Source organism: Paenibacillus naphthalenovorans (assembly GCF_001465255.1).
Lineage (GTDB): Bacteria > Bacillota > Bacilli > Paenibacillales > NBRC-103111 > Paenibacillus_G > Paenibacillus_G naphthalenovorans.
Genome location: NZ_CP013652.1, coordinates 1,590,938 through 1,610,893, shown reverse-complemented (window position 1 = coordinate 1,610,893; position 19,956 = coordinate 1,590,938). Strand labels below are relative to the sequence as shown.

The window sequence follows — 19,956 nt, the reverse complement described above, 5'->3', positions numbered from 1 at the left end:
CGACTTGCCTCCTTATCCTTGATTCGCTGCCGTACCTGAGAGGGCCGGCACACGTTCTTCATCCCGTTCCATGATGCCAAGTCCGTAGGGGTCAACGCTGTATTTAAGCCCCGGCGGAACGACGACAGTCGTATATTCGGACTCAATAACGGCCGGTCCGTTCACGATGTGACCCGGCTGCAGCTTCATCTGATCGTACACCGGCGATTCCGCATGATCCGTCAGCTCCGGCCAGTACATCGACCGATGCTCTTTCAACGCGATCTCCTTGCCCACCGTTGCCGGAGGAAGTACCGGAAGATGGAACGGCTGGGACGGTACGGCTGCCTTCAATACGAACGATTCGATGTATACGCCGCCCGACAGGTTGATGACATGCGGGCTGAACGCTTCGCTGAATTCTTTTTCAAACTGCTTATAAAACCTCCAGAGATCCTCGTCATTCGTAATATGGAGACCTGGCGTCGAGGTACGCTTTGAGTTGATTTGTCCGCCGTAGAGCATATCCAGCTCCAGCGTGAAGACAGCCTTGTTCGTATCGAGCCCTTCCGCGTCAAGCTCCTTCTTCGCCTGCTCGAGCAAAGAGTTCACCGTCGTATTGAATTCTTCAAAGTCAAGCGCCGGCTGCTCCGTCATCGGAGCGATGAACGGCATCTTTCTCGACGTCTCATACACGTGCATCGTGTCCATGATCGATGAACCGAATGCGCAGAATACAGGCGAGTATGGGAAAATGACGACCTTCGGAATCTCATCCTTATATCCCGCCGCATGCGTTGCGCCGCCGCCTCCCATCGCAAAGATCGCGAAGTCGTCCGGGCGATAGCCCCGCAGTACCACCTCTTTGCGGATGGCGGAAGCCATCTTCTCGTCAACGAGCCTCCGGATTAAGGAAGCGGCTTCCATGACGGAAAGACCTAGCGGTTCCGCTATCTTCTTGCGAATCGCACGTTCCGCAGCTGCCTTATTCAGCTTCATTCGGCCGCCGAAATAATAATCCGGATTCAGGTAGCCGAGCACCAGATCCGCATCGGTCACCGTTGGTTCGGTGCCCCCGAGGTTATAGCAAACAGGCCCAGGGTATGAACCTGCAGACTGCGGTCCCACTTCCAGACGGTTGCCCAGCTGCTGATTGATCCATGCGATCGAACCGCCGCCTGCGCCGATCGAAATCGACTGCAGCATGTTCGCGCTCACCATCCAGCGATCGACGACCGGATTAAACTCATAGTTTCGAACGCTGGATTCCATCACGAGTCCGATGTCGAAGCTTGTGCCGCCAACATCGGCCGTGACCGCGTTTTTGATCCCAATTTTGTCCGCAACGAACTGCGCCCCAACAAGGCCGGATACCGGACCGCCGTTGTATGTCTTGCTCGCCGTCGTCTTGAAGACGTCCGCGCAGCCGCCAGTATTATGCACCATCATGAACGGCCCGCGGTACCCTTTCTCGCGCAATTTATCCCAAGTACCGGACAGCTCGATCTGCATGGAACGCTGCAGGTAGGCGTCGAGTATCGCGGTATTTGTTCGCTCATATTCGCCTAATCGGCTCACGACCCCGTGTGACAAAATGACCGGTAAGTAACCAACGTGGTACTCTCGGTACTCCTCCCGAATGATTTCCTTGATCCGTTTCTCGTGCGACGGGTTGACAAACGACCACAGCAGTGATACGACGAAGGCACGGGCCCCCCGATCGACGAGCGTCCGAACCTTGCGGCGGACGTCGTCTTCATCCAGCGGTCGGATGACCTTGCCCTTTGCATCGATCCGCTCCTTCACCCCGACGATCATCTCACGATCGACGATCGGCTGCGGCTTCTGTTGAATCGGCAGGTTACGCCTTTCCGCTAGGCGCGTGCCGTCGATCCACTGTGCGCCGCGTCCGATGTGAACCGCATCCTCATGACCTTCGGTCGTAATTAAACCAAGACGCGGACCCTTTCGCTCAATGAGACGATTCATGGCAACGGTCGTCGAATACCGAACGATATCGAAATTCGGGAGAATTTGATCTGCTGTCTTATCAAAGTGCTTCGCCCCTTCTTCAATCGCCTGAATAAAGCAAACCGATAGATCATAGGGAGTCGTCGGCACTTTGCGGAAAATTTGCGTACCGTCATAGGTCATGACCATATCGGTAAACGTACCGCCTACGTCTACGTCAATCGTATTGCGAGCTGCGTTTGGTTTCGTCATATCCTGCTCACCAGCCTTTTATCGTGGATTTCCAATTCACCTTTCTGAAGACGCTGCTTCAAGCTGTCGATATCGATCTCGATATCGTGGGTGATCGGGTGCCCCGGAGGTAAATATTCCGTCTCAACCTGTGTACCGCAGCCCGGACAATAAAACTCCAATATGCGCATCCAGTTCGGATCCGGAGAGAACGTATACTCTCCCTCGATAACCTCCTTGTGAACCTCCCTTGGATCACGGTTATACACCAGCAGACCTTCCTTGTAATTTTTGCGGGCAGAGATCAGAGCGTGCTCGCATCGATTGCAGTGCCACATCTCTGATTCGAGATCGATATCCAAGTATTCGGTAATGATCAATCGCTTCATGACTTACGCGCCTCCTTTGGTGAACACGGCGTTGCCGTATCCGTCAATCTGGACATCCCAGCCCGGGATGACCATGCAAGAAACGGTTTCGGACTCTAAACAAGCCGGACCTGTGAACGAACTTCCCCTCTGCAGCTGCTCCCAATCGTAAATCGGCGCATGATCGGCCTGCTTCGGCCACAGCATGGTACGGCGCTGGTCCGTTTTCGCTCGCTGCGAGCTTATATCCACGTGCGGCAGCTCAAACTTCGATACCGGGGACAACCCTTTGACCGAGACACGTTCGAGCGTCGAGCCCGAACGGCTTTCAGCGATTTCTTGGAACCCTCCGTTTAACGCTTTCTCGATGGGGAGCTGAATGACCTCCGATTCGTCATTGTTCTTTGCAATGATGAATTCTACGCTCAATTCCACGTCGGCGGCAGACAAGCCCTCGCCTTCCAAATCGCGGAGCACGCGTTCTTGGCCGAGTGTAACGAGCTTATACACCTCTTGAACCGAAGCTTTGTTCAGCGGCTGATACGGCCATTCCTCGTGAATGTGACAGATGTCGGATACAGAGGAGCCAAAAGCGGAAAGTACGGGACCGAGACCGAATACGTAAGCGTTCTTCAGGTTCAGCTTGTCGGCCACGCCGGAGGCGAAGTTGGAGCCGTTACCGCCGAATGAGAACAAGCTGAAACCTTCCGTTGTATAGCCGTATTCCTTGAGCGTTTCGTTGCAGCAGTCGGTCACCATCTCCATCGCTCTCTCGATAATGGCCTGAGCCGCTGCTTCAATACTGATATTGAGCGGACCGGCCACCTGCTCTTGAATCGTTCTGCGCGCTTGCTCCATCTGAAGCCGCCGGCGTCCGCCTAAGAAACGGTCCGGATTCATCGCACCGGAGACAAGAAACGCATCGGTAAGCGTTGCGGATTCGCCGCCAAGGTTATAGCACGCAGGTCCGGGGTAAGCGCCCATTGACTCTGGACCGAGAGTTACCCTGCCGTTCTTTACACGGGCAATGGAACCTCCGCCAAGCGCGATGGAACGAAGCAAGATCCACGGCGTTTTCAGTGGAATACCGAACAAATCACCATTCGGGACGGTGATGACTTCCCCGTTAAGGATCAGTCCGATCTTGGCCGTCGTACCGCCTACATCAACAGACAACACTTTATCCAAGCCGTATCGCTTGGCAAAATACGACGCTGCGTGAAGTCCGAATACCGGACCGGATTCGGTTGTATCCACTCCCTTCGTCTTTGCTACTCGCGCTACCCCGCCATTCACGTGACCGATATAAACCGGCTTGCGATATTTGTGCTGAAGAAGAAGTTCGTCCTCCGCTTTAAACAAAGCTACTGCGAGCGGAGTATGCACATACGAATTGATGAGAGACAGATGGGTTCTTGTCTGGCTGTCCGGGTGGTGCAAAATATCGCTTCCTAACAAGACGGGGACAGCACCCAAATAGTGGTCAGGGAACTGCTCATCCACGAGCTTCTTAATACGCTGCTCTATAGACGGGTCTTCGAAGGCGCCCTTCAAGCTGACGCAAATGCGCCGAACGCCTTGCTCGAGAAGCGCTCTTACTTTGCGAAGAACTTCTTCCTCCGAAATCGGCTCGCTTATCTGTGTGATGTTCTCAGGTGACAGTACTCTATTTATCGCCGGACTTACTCCATTACCGTACAGATCCGTTCCATGACCTTCGCTGATGAGGAGACCAAGCTTTGGCCCTTTTCCCTCCGCAAGTACATTCGTTGCGATCGTACTTGACCAACGAATAACCTTCACATCGGCAAAAAAATCCGTCAGGCTCTCGTAACCAAGACGATTGGCTCCCTCTCGAATGCATTCAAAAAAACAAACGGTAAAATCATGTGGAGTTGTATCCACTTTCGTTGCGATAACCTGCCGGCCGTCACTGAACAGACCATCTGTCAACGTTCCGCCGATGTCGATATCGACTGTATAACGCATACTGCACCTCCCAAAGGCGTTGTATTTGAATACGCTTACATCCTACCTTTCGGCGCGATTTCTTCATAGATATCTTGAAGTACAATTACCGCTGTCTCCAAGGTATAAACTTCTTTGAAACAAAAACAACCCTTTCCGACATCTTACCGGGAAGGGTTGTTTGAGACATCAGTCTTATTTCACCAAGCAGTCTTCGTCAGTCACTAGCATAAGCCTCGTCGTGTAAATTCCGCCTATAATTCCAATATCTCCATCGCACGCAGTGCGAAATCCAGCTTGAAGCGTTCGTCAGGGTGGCTTAAGTCAGCATCCAGCATTTGCGAAATTCGTTTTAGCCTGTATTTCACTGTATTGATATGAACGAAACAAAGCTCCGCCGCCTGTTGAATGCTTCCGCCGGTGCGAAGATAATGCATTAATGTGGACAGCAATTCGTCGGATTGTTTCTTTTCAACGCGCAAGAGCGGCCCCATCGCTTTATGAATGGTATCCTCTAATGATGCTCGATCCGTGTTCAACAGCAACCGGTATACGCCTAGGCTCTCGTAATAAACGACCGTATTGTGCTTTCCCCACTTCCGTGAGAGTGCCAAGCTTCGACGAACTTCGTCGAAAGCGCTTCGTAGATCCTCCATATCCCGAAATGAACGGCTTACACCCAGCAAGATCGGAATGTCGTTGGCCCGCAAACGATCGTAAATCGCCTTGGATACAGCCTTCTCATCCGCATCGAAATCAAGAAGAATGACAATCGTCTCGGCATATACTCCCGAATAAAAGGCACAGTTCATTCCGCCTACAGCACTCTCGATCAGCGATCTCAGTTCACTCATGCTTCTGTCTGTCTTCTCCGGTTCAATGATGATGATTTTGTTCATCTTTTGGATGTCGCAGCCCTGCAGCCGTGCCTGCTCCAAGGCCGATTCCGTACTGGAGTACTGTCCCGCGAGAAAGGCTTCCAGGAAGGACGGCCGTTGCTGCAGCGTTTGTTCGAATTGGTAGAAATAGGAAAGTGTCAGAGCTACTCCCGCCATTTGAATCGTATGGGCAGTCTCTTTAGGTAAAGGTGGAAGCACACCCCTCCACAACAGATAACACCATACACTCGATCCGCTCTGCAAAGCAGCTAACCAATAAAGCTCCCTCGCGCCGTTGGATGAGCTTTCCAACGTAACGGGGATCATATCTCCCGACTGTACCCGCCGAATTGCATGCTGAAAAGAGGGACGATCGGCGAAAGCCGGGTCCAATCGACGCTCCTCCAAAGACCGGATCCAAGCCGTCTCTAACGGCACGGGTGGCGTGTACGACGCCAATAATCGCAGATCTTTATCCAATAGAAGGATCGGCTCTTTCAAAAGCTCGCCAAGCTTTCCGACAATGGGATCAAAGCCATCCACGACTGCATTGAGATCTGCGAATTGTTTTTGAAGCGTGAAAAGCCGATCATATTTGCGTTTAAGCTCTGCCGCTTCATTACGGGTTTCCTGCAGGAGGTTAACCATCTGCCTTTCGCGTTGGTACAGCCAACAACGATTGGCCGCCAGGTACAATTGGGCCGATACGTCTTCAAGCATCTTCCGTTGTAATGGCGGCTTAGCATCATAAAACAGCCCGATCATTCCGCTCAAATCTCCATGCCGATCGACGGGGATGGTCACGCACGCTCGAATGCCAAGCTGAAATCCGGAAGCAAATTCCCTAGTTACCTCTTCCGCTCCATATTCTGCATATTCCCAGCTCCCTCTCTCCAGCCAACGACGTAGATCCGATACAGTAGGCTCCGAAAGAGGACCTTCAAATTGAAATATCGTTTTACCCGTGGGTTCTCGAAAAACAATCGCAACGCAGGGGCTGCCGCAGATACCGGATATGACCTTCACAGCATCCTTTAATAACTCCGATAACCGCGTTTGACGGCTCCATTGTTCTCCCAACGAATCATATGAATAGGCGAGCACGGCTTCTTCCCCTCCCCATCGGCTAATCACATGCGGATAACGTCTCGATTCGGTGAAGCATCCGGCCAATTCCCATAGTAACGCAATAACTCCTCCGAAGGCCGAAGCTTCTCCCAATCACGCATAAATCTGCGGTAAGGCAATCCCTTTTGACAACGATAAGCCCTTGCTTCTTTTCGCCGCTCCGTCGTCCGTTCGTCATCCAGTTCAAAGGTAAGCGGGTCGTACGATACCAGATACACCTGATCCGCAACCCATTCGGAAATGATACCTTGTTTGATATCGGCCAGCACGCTGTGAGCCTCTCGCTCTAAAACATCTCCATAGCCAGGTCCCCCGGAGGAAAATTCAACGAAAATATCTCCCCGTTTCAAAAGTTGAACGGGACGATAATGCGTAGTAAACATGTATTCGCCTGAAAGGCTTCGGTTCATGATCAGATCGTGGATGTCATGTAAAATCTCTTGGTCGCCTTTCTGCCATCGAGCGAATAAATCGGTATTTCGAATAACGATTCCCGGAATCACCCGAGGAGGGTAGCCTCCAAACAATCCTTGTGTAGTGTGAAGGCGCGAATTTTTGGAAATGGACATTTGTGCCAAGTGCTCTACATGGTGCGGCGTAACCGCCATCTGCGTTCCGGATCCGCCCCTGTGTCGACCAAAGCCGCAGCTATCGCGCGCCAGTTTCTGCGTAATGCATATAATGGGATAATCGTGCTCCTCATCCTCTACATTGGATGCTCTGCCCGAGGGGCACCAAGGAAAACCCATCGCGTCGACCCCATCGGAATCCGCCTTCCCGCCTCCGCCTTCCGTGTTGAGCGGATACGCCAGCATATCGGAGAAAGGTACGTTCCACTGGCTCAAGCCAGAAATGACATAGCCGGAACCTGTATTTCCCATGGCAGCGCTTACCAATTCCCGTTGGGGACTATCGAACATCATTTTGCTAAAACAGTTTGGCAAAAGCGACATGACGGCGCTGCCGATCATGACGGAATTCGAGGTAGCTGCCTCGGAACTCGGAGAAAGCGCTGTTCCAGGCGCAAATTTAAATTCGCAGGAGGCCAGCGTGCCCGACGATCTCGGGAGGTCGTAAAACGGCCAGCCGAATAAATAAATGGCGGCATGCGCCGCAGTAGCATGCGGAAAGGCATGATACGAGCCTTCATGCTCGGGAGAGGTGCCGTTGAAGTCGAAGACGAGGCTGTCTTCGAACTTTGTCAACGTGAGCGAAACGCGCTGCAAGCCCTCTTCCAAGCCAATACTGTCGGTAAACGTCACTGCTCGATAAATTCCGTCGTTCCATCCTCGAATCCGAGCTCTTGCACTGGTCTCCGCTTCAACCAAAATTTTTCGGAATAATCCGGTTAAAAAAACGGCTCCTTTAGCTTGAACTAGCTCCTGAATCCGAATTCGCACTCGGTCACATGCGCTTACCCGTGCCCTTAACTCGATCATGAAGGTACGAGGGGATCGCGATACATAATTCTCCATCATCTGAAGCAAATCCGGCCGCAATTGATAACGCTCCCCGATTCGGAAAGGCGCCATCTTCATCCCTTCGTCAAATCGGCTGCGCGCTGTAACGGGCATGCCGCCGGGTTCTGTCGCCCCTGTTTCTCCCGTATGCGCGGTCGCTCCGGTCCAAGCTACCAACGTACCATTATGAAAGATATGCATCATAACGATTTGATCCGCATTGTGTACGGCTCCGTATAAAGGATCATTGCAGAAATAGAAGTCCCCTCCCCGAACGGTCATTCCTTGACTGTGGCGCAATTTTCGCATGATATATTTAATCGGAAACACAGAGCTTACCACATGCAAATAACTTCCTACGTTACATGCGACCAAATCCCCCTCCGGCGTGAACAATGCAACACCGACGTCTCCGGCCATGGCCAAGTCGGAGATCCCGCACCGAACGAACATATCCATGGCTTCCGACAAGATTAGATTCAATTTTTGCTTATAGACCGCGTAATCTACATCGTCAATTCGTTCAGAGCAATTGATTTCATAATCCGACGGAATTTCAGGCTTTAACCATCCCAATAACTCTCTTTGATCGACGATAGTCATCCGGTTCACCCCTATGTATAGCTAAAAATCATGTCATGCCTTTTCAATGATGCCGGCTTTATGGCGGTCCAAAGAAAACCGGTATCCCAGTGGGATGACATAGGTCGTATACGCACCTTCAGCAATAGCCGGACCCTCTAACAAGTTACCTGCACTTAGCAAATCAAAGGAATAGATCGGCGTCGACATCCACTGTTTTTCATAAATCCAAAAGACATCCCTTCTTCCCTTTAACGCGCGAGAAGGACCGGAAGAAGCGGGAGGAAACGTTGGCAGCTCCGCTGCTTCTCGCGGAATTGAAGCATGTAAGGTAAACGCCTCGATAATGACCCCTCCTTCGACATTAAGTGAAAACGGACTGAATCTTCGTTTGTAGGACTCAATGAATGTGGCATAAATCAGATCCGCGTCCTTCACGGATTCAATCCGAAGAAGAGGAGATACGATTCGCTTCACATGCACTTGTCCCCCGAATTTCATATCGAGCTCTAATGTGAACTCCAAATCACCTCTGTTTACTGATTTTGTGCCCAAATTTTGATATGCCAGTGCTTGAAGCTCTTTAACGGCAACATTGAAAGCGTCAAAATGATCCGGCCACTGCTGTCCGGGATACATAAGAAGAAACGGTTTCGATTTACTTAAGGTAAGGCTGTGCGACAATAGTGAGCTGGCAATTGCACAAAATACAGGCGAAAAAGGAAACGTTACAATTCGTTTGGGATCCAAGACTCTCGTATAGTCGCAGCAATGTGTTGGGCCTGCGCCGCCGTATGCAAAAACGGTAAATTCTCTGGGGTCGAATCCGCGCATCAATGTTTCCTTTAACAATGTGTGTCCCATAAGATCGTTCGCCATGCGCCGCATTCTAGCAGCTGCATCTATGACAGATATGCCTAGAGGACGAGCGATTCGTTCGTTAATGCAGCGATAAGCGCGATCCCGGTTCAGCTTCCGTTTTCCTCCGGCGAACGTATCAGGATCCAGGTATCCCAGGATGAGGTCCGCATCCAGCAACGTCGGATCACTAGCTCCGAGATCGTACGCTGCGGGTCCCGGCACCGACCCGGCGCTTTGCGGCATCGCTTCAAGCTGACCGTTTCGTTCTAGGTTCACTTGGAAAATGGTGCCGCTGCCTGCTCCGATCGACGTTACTTCCAGCATATTGGCTCCAATGAGCCATCGATCGATGACTGGGCGCAATTCGCTCGTCATCGGCTCTCCAGCGCTAATGACGCCGACGTCAAACGTCGTTCCTCCCATATCGGTCGTAATGATGTTTTCGCCATATTTTTTCATCAGATTCGTTGCCCCGATCAGTCCTGCCGCGGGTCCGCCTTTGAATACGGAAACAGGAGCAGTGGACCATACATCGGCTAGCCCTGCATTATTTTGAACAAGGGAAATCTGTCCCCGAAAGCCATGCTTACGCAGCTCTTCGATCACACTGTACATTTGGAAGCGCATATTTTCCATCAAAAATAAATTAATTACTGCGGTCATCGTTCTTTGGTATTCTCCGCGAACCGAAGCTGACTCGCTTGAAAGGACGACAGGGAGCGCATATAAGTGGTCCGGGAACTCCTCCTTAATGATTTCACGCACCCTCAGTTCATGGCTCGGGTTTAAAAACGACCATAAGAAAGAGACGATAAAGCCTTGCACCCCTTCCTCTACTAAGCGGCTCACCTGCTCGCGAACCATCTCTTCGTCTAACGGCCGAATGACGTTGCCACGTGAGTCCATCCTCTCCAGGATGCCGACCGAAAGCTCACGCGGAATTAATGGGGACGGTTTCCGCGCCTTCGGCAGCAGTGATTCCCGTTCGATGTCACGTACCCCATCGATCCATTGCGCTCCCATTCCGATATAGATTGCATCCTCTGCCCCGGTTGTGGTCAACAGTCCAATTTTAGGCCCTTGTCGTGCTACAAGTTGATTCAACGCGGCTGTTGATGCATATCCGATCTCTTCCGTACTGGACAATAATTCGCTAAGGTCAATGCGCAGCTCGTCTGCACATTCGCGCAGCGCCTTTACCAGCACTTCACCGATTCGATTATGCGCGCTTGGACGTTTAGAGGATACAATACCCTGCTGATGAATGACGACACAATCCGCGAAAGTGCCGCCGATATCGATAAAGATCCGGTAGGTCATCCTACTCCCTCTTTCGTGGAAGGATTTGACTGATGTTTTTGCTTTAATTTATCTAAATCGATCTCAATGTCGTGCGTAATTGGATGCCCCGGAGGAAGCATTTCGTTCTCAAACATGACTCCGCATCCAGGGCAATAAAATTCCACAAGACGAGCCCAATCGGAATCGGGGGCAAAGGTGTACGTTTCGCCTTCGACAAGAGGGCGGAAAATCTCTTTCGGATCCCTCGCATGGATCAAACAGCCCTCTTTATAATTCATTCGTGCATCTATGAGCTCGATTCCGCAACGATTACAGCACCACATCTCCGAATTCAAGTCAATATCTATGCTTTCCGTAATTCGAATTCTCATGGCGACCTCCGAATGAGCATAGCTCTTCTGCTTGATACGGGCTTGTAGATCCAACCGGGAGCTACCAAGCATTCCGTCTCGAACCCCTCTATATAATGAAGACCTTTCACTTCTTCTAACAAGGCGACCTGAGTTCCCTGGATGCTCGGGGACGACAGCCAACCGCTGTTCGCACTCCATCGGATCGTTTTTGCAGTATAATTCTTTGTGGCATTAGGGACCAACGGCCTGCCCAGCGCCAGAGACAGATTCCTTATCCCTAACAAATCCGCAAGTTGACAAGCAACCATACCGCCGATCGTGCCGGAAACCATAAGTGGTGTATCCGAGAATAATTGCCCTCCTTCAGCCATTATCTTTCTCTTTACGAAGCTCGCAAGCTCTTGAATCCATTGGGATAAGTAGCGAATAGGTCCGTTTCCTTCGCTATAAACTTGTTCCTCTTGACCAGGCAACAATCCGGCGGAAGCCAAAAGGTCGTGTACCGGCTCCTTCTTTTGGTTATGAGGAAACAAGGCGCGAAGTGGCGTGCAGTCTGTAATTGAACTTGACTTGTAAGTCCCCCCTCTGCCAATGATAGCGGTTACAATTTTGTATAAATCGATATGGATAGCTATTCCCTCGCTTACGTCCTCCTCTTTCAACCATTGACGGATATTGGTGAAAAAACAATGTCTCTCATGAGCCAGCATGTCCCAAGGATAACATTGGTGGCTTGGAACCAGACGATGATCGCCCGTAAAAGTTAATAATCGACCTGTAAATCCGTGCTCTCGCAGCAGTTGCCTAACTTCTTTCACTTGTTGCAAAAGGTTACCACGAACATACCCGCTCACGACAACAGACTCAAGCCGATCCCATTCGCTTAGCTGCTGTGCACGATGTAAAGGAATTATTATAGGAATGGAACCTAACATATGCGGAGGATACAGGGTGGTGAACTTTTTCTTTAATTCTTCTTCTTGAAACTGCTGATCTAGTAATGGTGTTATACAAATGGCAACCGTTTCCGCGCCGTGATAGAGAAAACGGTTCACAGCGTCCCGAAGTGAAGCCGTTTGGTCAACGACACCCTCCGTCGGCATTACATAAAGGAACTCTTGAGGAATTTGAAGTAAAGAAAATAGTTTTAAAGCCTGTTCCTTATAATAATTTGAGGTGATCAGACCGACAGGCTGGCCTGTGAGGGAATAAACAGATTTACTAACACAATTGGTTTGAAGACGAATTTCAGGACAACCGCGTAAGAAATGAGAGGTATCGATCAAGTCTATCTCTGCAGCTTGATTTAGTACGCTTCGAATACCATGCGCCGCACCCATACGACCGATATCCGATACGGAAAGCGTACACCCACGATCATCAATCAACGCAACAGCACGATCCAAAATCTCAATTAGATAGGATGAACGGGCAGAATTCATACGTCCTCCTTCATTCCGAAATCGCGAGTTAACAATGAATTAATCATTGATTATTCCTTCATTTCGATCGGTTTCCATCATATAGATTGTGCCCGCCCGGATGTGAGTAGTATATTGTTCATTACGTTAATTTATTTTTCGTCTAATTTCCATTAATATACCATCTTACTCAACAATACGTCAATCCGTAATGACAACTCATTTGTACCTTTAGGACAGTCACGTCTTCGCTTCCCACATTCCACAGACCTTCCCCATTTATTTAACCTCCATCCTTCCCTCTTATAGATTTATAGTTGTAAAGAAAATGCCCGTTGGAAATACTGGATAGGACATGAAATTTATTTTTTTGCTCCCCTTGTTTACATTTTAAGCTTTGATTCGTTGTAATAACGAAAGGATGAGGATGGTGGTTCAAGGATTCAATGAAGAAGTCATCAAAATGGTCATGAACAAGATATATCATTATCTTGTGAAAATCGGAGCGAACCCGGAGGATGCAAAAGACATCGTTCAAGATTCTTTTTACAAAGCAATCCTTTATATCGAAACCATTCCACCGGATAAATTTTCTTCATGGATGTTTAAAGTCGCGACGAATCAATTTTACGATCTGAGAAGGAAAACGAAAAAAATAAGCCATATCGAATTGGAAGAAAATTTAACGGCCAACCAAAAACTGATTGAGGACATGCTGCTTGCTCAAGAAGAAAAGAAAAAGATTTATGAAGTACTGCAGCAAATGAGCGATATATACAAGCACCTTCTGCTGCTCAAATATGATTTGGATTTATCGTACAAGGAAATCGCAAGTTTATTGGATATGAAAGAAGAAAAGGTGAAGACGTATTTGGCAAGAGCCAGACAGCACTTTAAAAAAAGATTTGGGAGGTACTACCATGAGTAACGAACATTACAACGATCACACTGACGCAGCGGACGAACCGTTCGATACACAGAAACTGCAAACGATCGTGAAGAAAGCGCAGCGAAAAAGCCTGCTTCGAACGGCTATAACTTCAACGGTAGTTTTTTTTGCAGCGGCCATTCTCCTGTTCATTGGGTACATTATCATTCGAAATACTTTAAATGAACAAGGCTATCATGCACTGGCAAGCAGAGAACATTTGAAAAAAATTTCAGGACCGAACACCTATATTATAAGTGCGCAATTTCAGCCACGTTTGTTTAAAGGTGAGATGGAATACATGTTAGTTAAAAAAATGGAAGACCGGATCATCCCCTGGGGTACCGTGAATATGGAATACTCCATTTTTGGAACGATGTCGAAAAGGTTCGGCAGCCATGAAGATGTACAAATCTATGAATCCAATGGTACAAGCAGGGTTTTCAACAAACAAACCGGAGAACGGGAACTGCTGTTTTATCATCCCTCTCTTCCGTATACATCGATAATTAACGATTTGACGGTACTTCCGGCTATTCCAAATGACAAATACATTGAAATCGGATTATCTTTCGATAAATCGTATGCCTTGGAGGATGTGGAGCGCTTATTGCCGGATGAAGTTCATGTGACCTGGTATTGGGTTAATACGATAGATGCAGAAGAATTGGCAGGATTTCATGACGATCAACAACCGTTAAGAGCGGAAACCAGTTACGGGTTTGATCGTTATAGAGATGGTTTAACCGCCAATGATCCGGCACAAAAACAAACCGAAGAGGATTTTATCCGATTCGTCAAAACGGCTATAGAACAAAAGGATTATTATATTTCTGAATATCAAAGGATCTATAACGCCATAGAAAAAAACCAAAAAGACGGTTTAATTATTGGAGCCGTAGTGACAGGGACTAGAGAAAGCCTTCTTACGCTTAAAGATCAACCATTTATCAGAGCAGCCGTATTGGGCGCTACAGTAGATCAATTTTGAAAAGCAAAAATGGCTGCAGAAAGGAAAGTGAATACGTTGAAACATTTATTAGCCATCGAACTTAAAAAAAGGTTATCGATTAAGGTTGTAATGATTAGCCTGGCTTTTATATTTTTGCCGCTTCTCGTCGGTTTACCTTTAATCAACGGTGCATACGTCTTTTTTAGACCTATAGAGGTACATTCCCGGTTATTTGAGACCTCGGCCATCTCGTTATTATTTCCGGCATTGTTAGTTCCACTGCTTGCGAGCTCCTATGCCAAGGAAAAGAAAGATCATTTCCTTTCCTATGTACAGCCAAGGACTGATTTATCCGATTATGTTGTTGCAAAGGGACTTGCAAGTGCTATTGTGGCTTTTGTTGTCGCTTTCCTGATGATATTTATTCCCTTTTTATTCATTCAATATGTAGACCCGCTTTTTAATATGATCCAGTATACAACAGAATATTTCGAACGTGTTCGGGTCGGAACGTTTGAATTTTTAGCTGAAAAATCCTTTTTTCTTTATGGCGCAGTGTATTCACTATGGGTAGCCATCCATGGGGCACTTTATGTAACGATGGGTTATTTGCTTTCAATATACATTAATAACAAGTTCGTTGCTTTATCCATTCCATTTTTATGGTGGTTTGTTGGGCACTATGTTACCGGGATATCCGGATTAGAAAAATTTTCACCGATTTATACCGTTTTTCCATTTGGAATAACTCCTCAGCCGATCTGGACAGTATTTGTTCCTTTTACAGCTTTGATTCTAGTCATCGTTATTTTGCTAACTCTGATAAAAACGAAGCAGATCGTTTGGGCTGATGAATGATGAAAGTTCAAGTGAAACTAATTTCATGGAAATGGTTGTTTGCTGCTATCCCGATTATCCTATATTCCTTAAGTGACAGACTGTCGATGCCGCTTTTCGAGCAGGAATACAACGTTTCCGCTAACTTTTGGGATTATGTATTGATACCGGCAAGTCATCCATACTTTATCCTGTATTATTTTTTCCCACTCATTGTGTTCGTATCTACGCTTTTTATCAATAATACATTTGAATACACGATGCTTATACGGTTGGGCTCATATAGGAAGTGGATTTCTAAAAAGTTATGGGAACTGCTCTTTATTAATATTTTCTTTATGGCTATACTCATTGGATCTTTGCTCATCACTTCAATAAATACGCCGTTTTCAATGAATTGGAGCGATGTTGGCACAATGAATGTAGCTGGTAATGACATTCTTTATCATTTGCAATTACATTTTGCAACACCATTTATCGCAGCATTGTTACAAATTGTTTTGTTTATGTTTACACTCATCACGATTCAGCTTATGCTGTGCATCCTTTTTACAATATATAGGAAGCAGTCCATCCTGCATATTTTGAATGTACTGCTGTTCCTATGGGGTACTATTGGCTTTAAAGTTTTGCCATCCTCCATGAAATGGTTTTCCGTTGTAAACTATTTGAGTTTATTTCACGGGGTACTTTCTTTTCATAGTATAATCGCGCCTTTTGGGATCATGGCCTTAACTCTGCTGATGTTAGTCTTTATTGCCAACAAGATCGATTTAAATCACAGCAGCATAAAACAATATGCAATAAAAAAATCGCCATTATTCATTTATGGATTACTCTGCTTAATGGGGATATGGTTGAATACAGGCAAATACGCAAATGAGGGTTTGTCCATTTGGGACATTTTTATAGGCACATTTATGGGAACGACCAATGAAAGGTTTAGCCTTCTCTCCTTTACTTATTACGTAGTCGTTTTCTTAGGGGCGGTTTATCTTGTTCAATTGTTATTGCAGCAGCATCTATCGGAAATGAGTTTTTATACCATGATAAGATATCACTTTATGAACAAGTGGTTTTTAAGTTGGTTCCCCAAAATATTAAAATCAATCATCCTATTATTGCTGGCACTGCTTGCTGTAACCATGTTCATAGGGATGCTAAAAGGATATTCTCTTACCGTTCCGGAGAATGTATACCAAATTCTGTATCATTTTATGGTTAACGGGTTTTTGCAGCTGCTTTTTTATGTGCTTTTAGTCATCCTCATCTCTTTTGTTACAAAAGATGTCTTAAAAAGCTTTATTACTATATTAGTGCTGACGATTTTTATGCTGCCGGGCTTTCGAATCCACAATATCATTCCGATGGGGTTAAATAGCATGGGTTATCTCCTTGAAAGCTCTTCAATCTATTTAACGTCAGCTCAGTTAGCAGCTTTTGTTGCGGCTGAAATCTTCATTTTATTATTTCTGTTAAACAAGAAAGACTATACCCTATAAAAAGAAAGGTGAAAGTGATGAATGGAATAGAATTAAGAAATGTAAGCAAATCATTCAAAGGATTATCTTTATTTGAGAATGTATCCGTGTCTTTTGAAAAAGGAAAAATATATGGAATTGTGGGCCACAATGGTTCCGGGAAATCTGTGCTTTTTAAAATGATGTGCGGTTTTGTTTTCCCCGACCAGGGAAGTGTTTTGGTCAATGGAATAGAGCTTGGGAAAAATAAAAGGTTTCCTGAGAACTTTGGAATCATCATTGATAAGCCTGGATACTTAGGTGATAAAACCGGGTTTGAAAACCTGAAGTATCTGGCTGCTATACAAAATAAAATATCTGATGAGAAGATCAAAGAAACGTTGGAAATGGTAGGACTTCAATACACTCTAAAACAAAAGGTTAAACATTATTCCCTTGGAATGAAGCAAAAATTAGCTATTGCACAGGCGATCATGGAAGACCAGGATGTCTTGCTTCTGGATGAACCATTTAACGGGTTAGACGTGGATAGTGTAGAAAATATTAGGAATCTGCTAAAAAGTTTAAATCAAGAAGGGAAAACCATTATCTTAACCAGCCATCATAACGAAGATATAGAGCTTCTTTGTGAGCATGTGTTTAGAGTGAGAAATTGTACTTTAGAACAACTGAAATAGAGAAAGCCACTCTTCTCCCGAGTGGCTTCTCATTTCCCGGTTCGCTGCCATACCCGCGCAACGGCCACTCTAGTGCCACCCCATCTGAAAGGCTGTTTCAACAGGGAGCTTCATTGTTGCTCTCCTTGCTTTTCTTCTTCGCCTTTTGCTGAATTCTCCCTCTCTTTCAGGTAAGGGATCAGATCGGCCCAGTCGTAATCTTCGACGTAGTACTCCTGGACGCTGTACTTGCAGGTGTTGGTGTCGGCCAAGGATTTAGGGCCTGGGAACCCGATGACCTTCCAGTTGACATGATCCTTGTTGCCCCCGTAGACCGGGTCGCAATAAAATCCCTGCCGGGTGTGGAGCACCAAAGCACTGAAGAAGTCCATGCCCTCGTCGAACGAGCCCTGAAGAAAGGTACTGTGGTCCCCTTCCGTAGTGAGGGAAATGGGCTGCGGCTTCGGCCTCCCTGAAAGGGCCACCAGAACCTCATCCTGCCGGTCGTCGCTCAAGTCCTTGAAAGCGGCGCCGAACTTCTCGCGGGAGATTTCGTCCAGTTTCCGGATCCCCTGACGGTAGTTCTCCTGCATTTCGGCGATACGCTCCCGCCAGGCATCGGCCTCTTTGCCCTCCAGCATCAGAAATCCGCTTCCGTCGGCAGCTGCATAGATGTAGTCAATGCCCGAAAGGTAATGGTCGATGAAGCGGACCACGCCAGCCTCCCGAGCGCCGGGGTCGTGGTCAGTTGGGATGATCCGGGCAGTCGCGGCTTCGATCGTCTCCCACTCATGCTGCTCGAAGAACAAGGGCTTGTTGGATTCGTGATCCACTGGAGACCCCATGACGGGCCAATCTGCTTTGCTTGTCATGAAACCTACCTCCTCTATGTTATAACCCGGCGGCTTGCCGTTTCTGGCGGCCTTTGGCATGGATTTCGGCGATATACTCGGAGCACCGCCAGGCGTTAGCCATCATCGTGAGCGTCGGGTTAACCCCCAGGGACGTTGGGAAGCTGCTCCCGTCCAGGATGTAGAGGTTCTCGACATCGTGGGCTTGGCACCACTTGTTGAGCACGCTCTTGGAGGGATCATTGCCCATCCGCGCGGTACCATGCTGGTGGCAAGTGTTGCCGGTCAACGAGTTTTCGGGAATGACTTTGATGGTTTTCGACGCCCCTGCAGCTTCAAGAATCTCCGCGTTTTTGTTGATCATCCATTTTGCCATACGAATATCGTTCGAGTGCGGTTTGTACGTAATCCGCGCAACCGGCATGCCCCAAGCATCCTTAACCTCGGGGTCCAGGTCCACTCGGTTGGACTCTTGAGGCAGATCCTGAAGGATAATCCCGATCTTCATGGAGTAGTTGTAGAAGTCGCGGTCCGCATCCTTCATGGCCATCCCCCACTCCGGCCTGCCCGGGAAAACCCAGTTGATCGGGTGTCCTACTTGCGACGCAGCGAGGATACAACCGCCGATGTGCCCTCTCTTCTCATCGGTCTCGTAGAACTGCATCGAGCCTCCGCTGATGTAGTGACCGGCAAACCCGTAAAGAGGATCGTGCACTTCTTTGTCGAAGAGGCCGGTCGCGAACGCGTATTCGTGGAAGGTGGCGTTCTTTCCGACCAGTCCGCTGCTGTTCGCCAAGCCGTCCGGAAACAGGTTGGACTTGGACAGCAGCAGCAGCCGTGCCGATTCTATGGCACCAGGGCACAAAATCACGATGCTGGCCTCCTGTTCGACCTCGCGCCCTTCCGAATCGAAGTAGATTACCCCTTTGGCACGACCGTCTTTATGCAGGGTGATTTCACGGATGTAGCATCCGGTTCGCAGATCGCACCGTCCCGTCGCCAGGGCTTCGGGGATAAAGGTAGTCAATGTGCTCGACCGAGTGGTTCCCGGGTCGCCGTACTGATTCCAGAATCCCGTCCAGTTCGTCGGAGTCCTCCCCTTATGGGGTTTCGTGATGATGGCATGTGGAATCGGGAACGCATTGATCCCGAGCTTCTTGCTCCCCTCGTAAAATTTCTTCCCAAACCTCGTCGGTGGCAGCGGCGGGGTAGGATATCCTTTGCTTCGGCGCGGTTCATACTTGTTTGCTTCAGCAAGGCCGGAGATACCGAACTCCCACTCGACCTTGGTGAGGTAGGGCTCGAGATCATCATAGGTGATCGGCCAATCCGCAAGGCTGGCGCCTTCAATATCGCCATGCAAAGTGTGCATTTTAAAGTCGCATTCCAACGGACGCGGGACCCATCCGGCCCAATGCACCGTACCACCGCCGACCATCTGCGGCGTAGGGGAAAACTGGAACCGTTTCGCTTTCGTGTGTTCATCCGGCCGCACGGTCCTCGGGCTGATCTTCGGATCCGGCCAAAGGTAGTTCCGGTTAACATACTTAAGTTCGTCACCCGAGAAGTTCTCCGGCTTCATCCGGGGACCTTTCTCCAACACCACGACTTTCAATCCTGCTTCTGCCAGAACCTTAGCGGTCGTGGCGCCGGTTGCACCTGCCCCCACGATACACACGTCGACCGGTTCGGGCTTCTTTACATACGTCATATCCTATCTTCCCCTTTGCAGACGAATTCGTTCCCGCG

General features: G+C 48.3%; 15 protein-coding genes. 5 read left to right on the top strand and 10 right to left on the bottom strand.

The features are described from left to right. Positions 1-12: 12 nt before the first annotated feature. The 8 genes from IJ22_RS07720 to IJ22_RS07685 form a co-directional block, all read right to left on the bottom strand. Entirely contained in the window at positions 13-2,202 is a 2,190-nt protein-coding gene (locus tag IJ22_RS07720) for a hydantoinase/oxoprolinase family protein (protein WP_062408324.1), read from the bottom strand. Beyond that, a complete protein-coding gene (locus IJ22_RS07715; RefSeq protein WP_054818571.1) occupies positions 2,199-2,570 on the bottom strand; it encodes an acetone carboxylase subunit gamma in 372 nt (123 codons plus the stop codon). Before IJ22_RS07715 ends, IJ22_RS07720 begins: the two co-directional genes overlap by 4 nt. Before the next feature lie 3 nt (positions 2,571-2,573). Further along, positions 2,574-4,538 carry a hydantoinase/oxoprolinase family protein gene (locus IJ22_RS07710; RefSeq protein WP_062408323.1) on the bottom strand — a complete coding sequence of 655 codons (1,965 nt, stop codon included), beginning with the start codon at positions 4,536-4,538 and terminating at the stop codon, positions 2,574-2,576. A 233-nt stretch (positions 4,539-4,771) separates the two neighbouring features. Beyond that, complete coding sequence (locus IJ22_RS07705) at positions 4,772-6,499, bottom strand: PucR family transcriptional regulator (protein ID WP_062408322.1); 1,728 nt, start codon at positions 6,497-6,499, stop codon at positions 4,772-4,774. 26 nt (positions 6,500-6,525) lie between these two features. Continuing rightward, the gene (locus IJ22_RS07700) at positions 6,526-8,586 is read right to left on the bottom strand and encodes a hydantoinase B/oxoprolinase family protein (protein WP_062408321.1); all 2,061 of its coding nucleotides are present in this window, start codon (positions 8,584-8,586) and stop codon (positions 6,526-6,528) included. Positions 8,587-8,619: 33 nt separating this feature from the next. Beyond that, positions 8,620-10,746 (bottom strand): hydantoinase/oxoprolinase family protein, encoded by a 2,127-nt coding sequence (locus IJ22_RS07695; RefSeq protein ID WP_062408320.1) that lies wholly within the window; start codon positions 10,744-10,746, stop codon positions 8,620-8,622. Beyond that, positions 10,743-11,099, bottom strand: a complete 357-nt coding sequence (locus tag IJ22_RS07690) for an acetone carboxylase subunit gamma (protein WP_054818564.1) — start codon at positions 11,097-11,099, stop codon at positions 10,743-10,745. The genes IJ22_RS07695 and IJ22_RS07690 overlap by 4 nt, the downstream gene beginning before the upstream one ends. Next, positions 11,096-12,523, bottom strand: a complete 1,428-nt coding sequence (locus IJ22_RS07685) for a hypothetical protein (RefSeq protein ID WP_062408319.1) — start codon at positions 12,521-12,523, stop codon at positions 11,096-11,098. The genes IJ22_RS07690 and IJ22_RS07685 overlap by 4 nt, the downstream gene beginning before the upstream one ends. A 406-nt stretch (positions 12,524-12,929) precedes the next feature. On the opposite strand from IJ22_RS07685, the gene IJ22_RS07680 reads away from it, so the two are divergent. The 5 genes from IJ22_RS07680 (at position 12,930) to IJ22_RS07660 (ending at position 17,377) form a co-directional block, all read left to right on the top strand. Beyond that, positions 12,930-13,430, top strand: coding sequence for an RNA polymerase sigma factor (locus IJ22_RS07680; RefSeq protein WP_062408318.1), 501 nt, complete (start codon positions 12,930-12,932; stop codon positions 13,428-13,430). A 67-nt stretch (positions 13,431-13,497) separates the two neighbouring features. Next, complete coding sequence (locus IJ22_RS07675) at positions 13,498-14,421, top strand: anti sigma factor C-terminal domain-containing protein (protein ID WP_160327353.1); 924 nt, start codon at positions 13,498-13,500, stop codon at positions 14,419-14,421. Between the two features lie 36 nt (positions 14,422-14,457). Continuing rightward, complete coding sequence (locus tag IJ22_RS07670) at positions 14,458-15,240, top strand: hypothetical protein (RefSeq protein ID WP_062408316.1); 783 nt, start codon at positions 14,458-14,460, stop codon at positions 15,238-15,240. Beyond that, positions 15,237-16,721 (top strand): hypothetical protein, encoded by a 1,485-nt coding sequence (locus tag IJ22_RS07665; RefSeq protein ID WP_145862506.1) that lies wholly within the window; start codon positions 15,237-15,239, stop codon positions 16,719-16,721. The genes IJ22_RS07670 and IJ22_RS07665 overlap by 4 nt, the downstream gene beginning before the upstream one ends. A 17-nt stretch (positions 16,722-16,738) precedes the next feature. Beyond that, on the top strand, positions 16,739-17,377 hold the full coding sequence (locus tag IJ22_RS07660) for an ABC transporter ATP-binding protein (RefSeq protein ID WP_062408314.1): 639 nt from the start codon (positions 16,739-16,741) through the stop codon (positions 17,375-17,377). 110 nt (positions 17,378-17,487) lie between these two features. On the opposite strand, the gene IJ22_RS07655 is transcribed toward IJ22_RS07660, so the two are convergent. Both IJ22_RS07655 and IJ22_RS07650 read right to left on the bottom strand, forming a co-directional pair. Next, positions 17,488-18,228, bottom strand: coding sequence for a gluconate 2-dehydrogenase subunit 3 family protein (locus IJ22_RS07655; RefSeq protein WP_062408313.1), 741 nt, complete (start codon positions 18,226-18,228; stop codon positions 17,488-17,490). A 19-nt stretch (positions 18,229-18,247) separates the two neighbouring features. Then, positions 18,248-19,918, bottom strand: a complete 1,671-nt coding sequence (locus tag IJ22_RS07650; protein WP_062408312.1) for a GMC family oxidoreductase — start codon at positions 19,916-19,918, stop codon at positions 18,248-18,250. Positions 19,919-19,956: the final 38 nt, after the last annotated feature.

Coding starts and splice junctions, on each gene's coding strand:
- IJ22_RS07720 (WP_062408324.1), bottom strand. CDS start 2,202: ATGACGAAACCAAACGCAGCTCGCAATACGATTGACGTAGACGTAGGC.
- IJ22_RS07715 (WP_054818571.1), bottom strand. CDS start 2,570: ATGAAGCGATTGATCATTACCGAATACTTGGATATCGATCTCGAATCA.
- IJ22_RS07710 (WP_062408323.1), bottom strand. CDS start 4,538: ATGCGTTATACAGTCGATATCGACATCGGCGGAACGTTGACAGATGGT.
- IJ22_RS07700 (WP_062408321.1), bottom strand. CDS start 8,586: ATGACTATCGTCGATCAAAGAGAGTTATTGGGATGGTTAAAGCCTGAA.
- IJ22_RS07695 (WP_062408320.1), bottom strand. CDS start 10,746: ATGACCTACCGGATCTTTATCGATATCGGCGGCACTTTCGCGGATTGT.
- IJ22_RS07690 (WP_054818564.1), bottom strand. CDS start 11,099: ATGAGAATTCGAATTACGGAAAGCATAGATATTGACTTGAATTCGGAG.
- IJ22_RS07685 (WP_062408319.1), bottom strand. CDS start 12,523: ATGAATTCTGCCCGTTCATCCTATCTAATTGAGATTTTGGATCGTGCT.
- IJ22_RS07680 (WP_062408318.1), top strand. CDS start 12,930: ATGGTGGTTCAAGGATTCAATGAAGAAGTCATCAAAATGGTCATGAAC.
- IJ22_RS07665 (WP_145862506.1), top strand. CDS start 15,237: ATGATGAAAGTTCAAGTGAAACTAATTTCATGGAAATGGTTGTTTGCT.
- IJ22_RS07660 (WP_062408314.1), top strand. CDS start 16,739: ATGAATGGAATAGAATTAAGAAATGTAAGCAAATCATTCAAAGGATTA.
- IJ22_RS07655 (WP_062408313.1), bottom strand. CDS start 18,228: ATGACAAGCAAAGCAGATTGGCCCGTCATGGGGTCTCCAGTGGATCAC.
- IJ22_RS07650 (WP_062408312.1), bottom strand. CDS start 19,918: ATGACGTATGTAAAGAAGCCCGAACCGGTCGACGTGTGTATCGTGGGG.